General features: G+C 61.0%; 5 protein-coding genes. 4 read left to right on the forward strand and 1 reads right to left on the reverse strand.

The genetic code is table 11. From position 1 onward, the window contains the following. The 4 genes from M0974_RS26215 to M0974_RS26230 all read left to right on the forward strand — a co-directional run. Window positions 1–793: p-hydroxycinnamoyl CoA hydratase/lyase (locus tag M0974_RS26215; protein WP_297843964.1), on the forward strand; the 793-nt coding region annotated here is incomplete at its 5' end. A gap of 112 nt (window positions 794–905) precedes the next feature. Continuing rightward, window positions 906–2,789 (forward strand): feruloyl-CoA synthase, encoded by a 1,884-nt coding sequence (locus tag M0974_RS26220; RefSeq protein ID WP_297843966.1) that lies wholly within the window; start codon window positions 906–908, stop codon window positions 2,787–2,789. Next, window positions 2,786–4,027 carry a thiolase family protein gene (locus M0974_RS26225; RefSeq protein WP_297843968.1) on the forward strand — a complete coding sequence of 414 codons (1,242 nt, stop codon included), beginning with the start codon at window positions 2,786–2,788 and terminating at the stop codon, window positions 4,025–4,027. Before M0974_RS26220 ends, M0974_RS26225 begins: the two co-directional genes overlap by 4 nt. Window positions 4,028–4,169: 142 nt before the next feature. Further along, window positions 4,170–4,883, forward strand: coding sequence for a GntR family transcriptional regulator (locus M0974_RS26230; protein WP_297843974.1), 714 nt, complete (start codon window positions 4,170–4,172; stop codon window positions 4,881–4,883). Window positions 4,884–4,895: 12 nt separating this feature from the next. On the opposite strand, the gene M0974_RS26235 is transcribed toward M0974_RS26230, so the two are convergent. Continuing rightward, on the reverse strand, window positions 4,896–5,588 hold a 693-nt coding region (locus tag M0974_RS26235), incomplete at its 5' end, for a PDR/VanB family oxidoreductase (RefSeq protein WP_297843971.1).

Below are 5,588 nucleotides of genomic sequence, written 5' to 3' on the forward strand. Positions count from 1 at the left end.
CGAAATCGAAGACGGCATCGCCTGGGTCATCCTCAACCGCCCGGAAAAACGCAATGCCATGAGCCCGACCCTGAACCGCGAAATGATCGAGGTGCTGGAGGTCCTCGAACAGGATCCTGACGCCGGCGTGCTGGTGCTGACCGGGGCCGGTGAGGCCTGGACCGCCGGTATGGATTTGAAGGAGTATTTCCGCGAAGTGGATGCCGGCCCGGAAATCCTCCAGGAAAAAATCCGCCGCGAAGCCTCCCAGTGGCAATGGAAACTGCTACGAATGTATGCCAAACCGACTATCGCGATGGTCAACGGCTGGTGCTTTGGCGGCGGTTTCAGCCCACTGGTCGCCTGTGACCTGGCGATATGCGCGGACGAAGCGACCTTCGGCCTGTCGGAGATCAACTGGGGCATTCCGCCGGGCAATCTGGTGAGCAAGGCCATGGCTGATACCGTGGGCCATCGCCAGTCGCTTTATTACATCATGACCGGCAAGACCTTTGGCGGTCAGAAAGCTGCCGAGATGGGCCTGGTCAACGAGAGTGTGCCGCTGGCGCAACTGCGTGAAGTGACGATCGATCTGGCGCGTAACCTGCTGGAGAAAAATCCGGTGGTGCTGCGTGCGGCCAAGCATGGTTTCAAACGCTGCCGCGAGCTGACCTGGGAGCAGAACGAGGACTACCTGTACGCCAAGCTCGATCAGTCGCGACTGCTCGATACTGAGGGCGGACGCGAACAGGGCATGAAGCAGTTTCTTGATGACAAGAGTATCAAGCCCGGCCTGCAGACCTACAAACGCTAAACCCGATTCAAGGCATAAAACAATAACAAGGATGCAGCCAGACGCTGCCATGCTTGCACCGGGCCGCTTGAGTGCTGGTCGGTGCCGGCATGCCTTGATGGAGGATAACGACGTGAGTTCCGAATTCAGACCGCAGCCCCAATCCGACGTTGCTCAACCACGTTACCGCCACGTATCCATTGGCCATTCTGCTGTGGACGTGAGTGAGCGTCACGGCATCTTGCACATGCGCTCCCTGGCGCCGTTGGCGCCATTACCCGCGCGCCTGCTCGACCGCTTGGTGCATTGGGCAAAGGTGCGTCCACAGCAGACATTTATCGCCGCCCGAGAACAAGGCGGCGATTGGCGTCGGGTCAGTTATGCCCAGATGCTCGACAGCGTTCGTGCTATCGCCCAAAGCCTGCTCGGCTACGGGCTTTCGGCCGAGCGACCGCTGGCGATCCTTTCGGGCAACGACATCGAACATTTGCAGATTGCCCTGGGCGCGATGTATGCGGGGATTCCCTATTGCCCGGTTTCTCCGGCCTATTCGTTGCTGTCCCAGGATTTCGCCAAGCTGCGGCATGTTTGCGATCTGCTGCAGCCGGGGCTGGTATTTGTCAGCGACACGGCCGCCTACCAGCGGGCGATCGGTGCGGTGTTACCAGCCGAGACGCCATTGGTTGCCGTGCGCGGACAAGTGCCAGGGCGTCGCCAGGTGACCTTCGCTAGCCTGCTCGAGCGCCCAGGTAGTGCAGAGGCCGATGCGGCCTTCGCCGCCACGGGACCGGATAGCATTGCCAAATTCTTGTTCACCTCGGGTTCGACCAAGCTACCCAAGGCGGTCATTACCACTCAGCGTATGCTCTGCGCCAACCAGCAAATGCTGTTGCAGACCTTTCCGGTGTTTGGCGAGGAGCCGCCGGTACTGGTGGACTGGCTACCGTGGAACCATACCTTCGGTGGCAGTCACAACGTTGGCATCGTGCTTTACAACGGAGGCACCTTTTACCTGGATGACGGCAAGCCCACGGTTCAGGGGTTCGCCGAAACCCTGCGCAACCTCAAGGAGATTTCGCCGACCGCCTACCTGACCGTACCCAAGGGCTGGGAGGAACTGGTCACCGCGCTGGAAAACGATGGCGAGTTGCGTGAGTGTTTTTTTGCTCGCATGAAGCTGTTCTTTTTCGCCGCTGCCGGCCTCTCGCAGAGTGTCTGGGATCGGCTCGATCGGGTCGCCGAACAACACTGCGGCGAACGCATCCGCATGATGGCCGGACTCGGCATGACCGAAGCATCTCCCTCTTGCACCTTCACCACCGGGCCGCTGTCCATGGCCGGTTACATTGGTCTTCCCGCGCCGGGTTGCGAGGTCCGGCTGGTGCCGGTGGATGGCAAGCTGGAAGGGCGTTTCCGTGGTCCGCACATCATGCCCGGCTACTGGCGTGCAGCGCAGCAGACCGCCGAAGTTTTCGACGATGAAGGCTTCTACTGTTCCGGTGATGCCATCAAGCTGGCCGATCCGAGCAATCCGCAACTTGGCCTGATGTTCGATGGCCGCATCGCTGAAGACTTCAAATTGTCCTCCGGGGTGTTTGTCAGTGTCGGCCCGCTGCGTAATCGTGCGGTACTGGAGGGCTCACCCTATGTGCAGGACCTCGTTGTCACGGCGCCGGATCGCGAGTGCCTGGGCGCACTGGTCTTTCCCCGGCTGTATGAGTGTCGTCGTCTTTCGGGTTTGACCAAGGTCGCCAGCGATGCCGAGGTGCTGGCCAGCGCGCCGGTTCGGGCGTGGTTCGGCGACTGGCTGCAACGGCTCAATCGCGAAGCCACCGGCAACGCCAGTCGCGTGGAGTGGATCGCGTTGCTCGACGAGGTCGCGTCTATCGACCGTGGTGAAATCACTGACAAAGGCTCGATCAACCAGCGGGCGGTCTTGCAATGGCGTGCTGCCAAGGTCGAGGCGTTATATCGCGGCGAAGACCTATCGATCCTGCGCGCCGGTCCACGGTCTTGAGTTGCGCGGGGCAGTATGCGGCTTTTAGGGATGTGGCGATTCTTGAGGCGGTGCGCACACCTTGGGTCGACCTCGGTGGCGCGCTGGCCCAGGTATCTCCCATTGATCTGGGTATCAAGGTCGGTCGTGAAGTGCTGGCCCGTGCCGGGCTTGATCCGCGGACCGTCGACACGGCGTTGGCCGGCTCCATGGCCCAGGCCAGCTTCGACGCCTATCTACTGCCACGCCACATCGGTCTTTACAGTGGTGTGCCGCAACAGGTGCCGGCGCTGGCGGTGCAGCGCATTTGCGCCACTGGTTTCGAGCTGTTGCGCCAGGCCGGTGAGCAACTTCGCGACGGCGCGGAACTGGCGCTGTGTGTCGGCGCCGAATCCATGTCGCGCAACCCGATTGCTGCCTACACCCATCGGGACGGATTTCGTCTCGGTGCGTCGGTGGACTTCAAGGATTTCCTCTGGGAGGCGCTGTACGACCCGGCACCGGGACTGGACATGATAGCCACGGCGGAAAACCTTGCCAGGCGTTATGACCTGAGTCGCAAAACGGTGGATACCTATGCCCTCAACAGCCATGAGCAAGCGTTGCAAGCGCGGACCTCTGGCTGGTTCACCGATGAAATCGTCGCAGTGCGCAACGAGTCGTTCGCGCTGGACGGCTATCAGCCACGGGGCATTACGCTGCCGCGTCGGGTGGACGCAGTTACCCTCGACAGCCATCCTCGGCCCACTGATTTTCTCGGGTTGGCGAAGTTGCAGGCGATTCATGCGGGGGGCGTACAAACCGCCGGCAACAGCTGTGCTGTGGTAGACGGTGCAGCGGCGGTGCTGGTCGGTCGCGCGTCGGCTGGTACGCGACCCGCACTGGCAAACCTGCTGGCGACGGCAGTGGTCGGCGTGGCCCCGGAGTTCATGGGGATCGGCCCGGTTCCGGCGATCCAGCTGCTGCTGCAACGCAGCGGGTTGGCGCAGGACGATATTGCCCTGTTCGAAATCAACGAGGCGCAAGCCGCGCAGGTGCTGGCAGTGGTCCAGGCGCTGGAGCTGGATATCAATAAGCTCAACTGCCGTGGCGGATCAATTGCCCTCGGCCACCCATTGGCCGCCACCGGCCTGCGTCTGGTGATGACCCTGGCCCGGCAGTTGCGCGAGCAAAATCTACGCTATGGAATCGCCGCTGCTTGTGTCGGCGGCGGGCAGGGCATGGCCGTGCTGATCGAGAACCCGCAGTACCACTGCTGAGGTCTGAGAGACTTAGCGCGGTTTGGCATGTTTTTCCAGGTGGCGGACACGGAGTGCTCGTGTCGGTGGTGTGCGAGTTGATCTGCAGCTTGCGCAAGGCTTGCGTTACTATGGCCGCCCACGTTTTCTGGAAGTTGCCTGGATGAGTAAGCCCGGTCAATTGGTGCTGATAGCGCTGCGCAAGATGATCGCCTCGGGCGAGCTGGCAGCTGGCGAGCGACTGATGGAAATCCCCACGGCGGAGCTGTTCGGGGTGTCCCGGATGCCGGTTCGCATGGCTTTTCGAACCCTCGAACAGGAAGGGTTGCTGGTGCGGTTCGGCGGTAGAGGGTTTCAGGTGCGCTCGGTCAGTGCCGATGACATCGCCGGTGCCGTCGAGGTGCGTGGAGTGCTCGAAGGCCTGGCGGCGCGTCAGACCGCCGAGCGCGGACTTTCGGCGCAAGGGCGTGCGATCCTGGAACTATGCCTGCTGCAAGGCGACGAGTTATTCAACAAGGGGTATGTCACCGAGGACGATCTCGAGGCCTACCATGATCTCAATATGCGCTTCCATCAGGTGATCGTCGAAGGCAGCCATAACGCTGCCATCGCCGATGCACTGGCGCGCAATGACCACCTGCCTTTTGCTTCGGTGACCGCGCTGGCGGTAGATCGCAACGACATGGCCCGCGAGTATCGGCGTTTCAACTACGCCCACATGCAACATCATTCCGTCTTCGATGCCTTGATCAATCGCCAGGGTGCCCGCGCCGAAGCGATCATGCGTGAACACGCCAACGCTACCCTGCGCTATGCCGAGATATTTGGTTCTGCGACAGCCAATGAGCGGATGAAGGTCATTCACCGCTCTGAGTGAGGGCTGGTTTTTTCAGATATCCAATACCAGCAGCGGTGATTTCGAGCGTGAGCAGCACGGAGTGAACTGGTCATTGAGTGCCTGCTCATTTTCGCTGAGGAACAGGTCGCGGTGATCCGGTACACCCTCCAGCACCCTGGTCAGGCACGTGCCGCAAATGCCTTGTTCGCAGGACATGGCGATATCGATACCATGGCTTTCCAGTACTTGAACCACGGTCCTGTCGGCCGGGATTTCGAAGACCTGCCCCGTGCTGCTGACCTTGACCGAAAAGCGCCCATCGTTACGGGTATCGGTTGGCGTGGCGGCAAAGTATTCGCGGTGTAGCGCGTCTTCCTGCCAACCTTGAGCCCTGGCACTGTCCAGCACGTGCTGCATAAAACCACCCGGACCGCAGACATACAGATGAACGTTTTCTTCTGGATGGGCCAGTACCTTGGTCGCGTTCAGCGCTGTCTCGGGTTGTTCATCGAAATGCAGAAATACCCGGTCGGCGAAAGACGAGTTCTTGATTCGTTCGACAAAGGCGGCTCGTTCGCTCGATCGGGCGCAGTAATGCATTTCGAAGTCCGCGTCGCTGTGGGCAAGGCGTTCAGCCATGCACAGAATCGGCGTGATACCGATGCCGCCGGCAAATAACAAGCTGCGCCTGGCCTGGTGTGCCAGCGGGAACAGATTGCGTGGCTCGCTGATGCGCAAGCGGTC

This window comes from Pseudomonas sp. (assembly GCF_026224925.1).
GTDB lineage: Bacteria > Pseudomonadota > Gammaproteobacteria > Pseudomonadales > Pseudomonadaceae > Aquipseudomonas.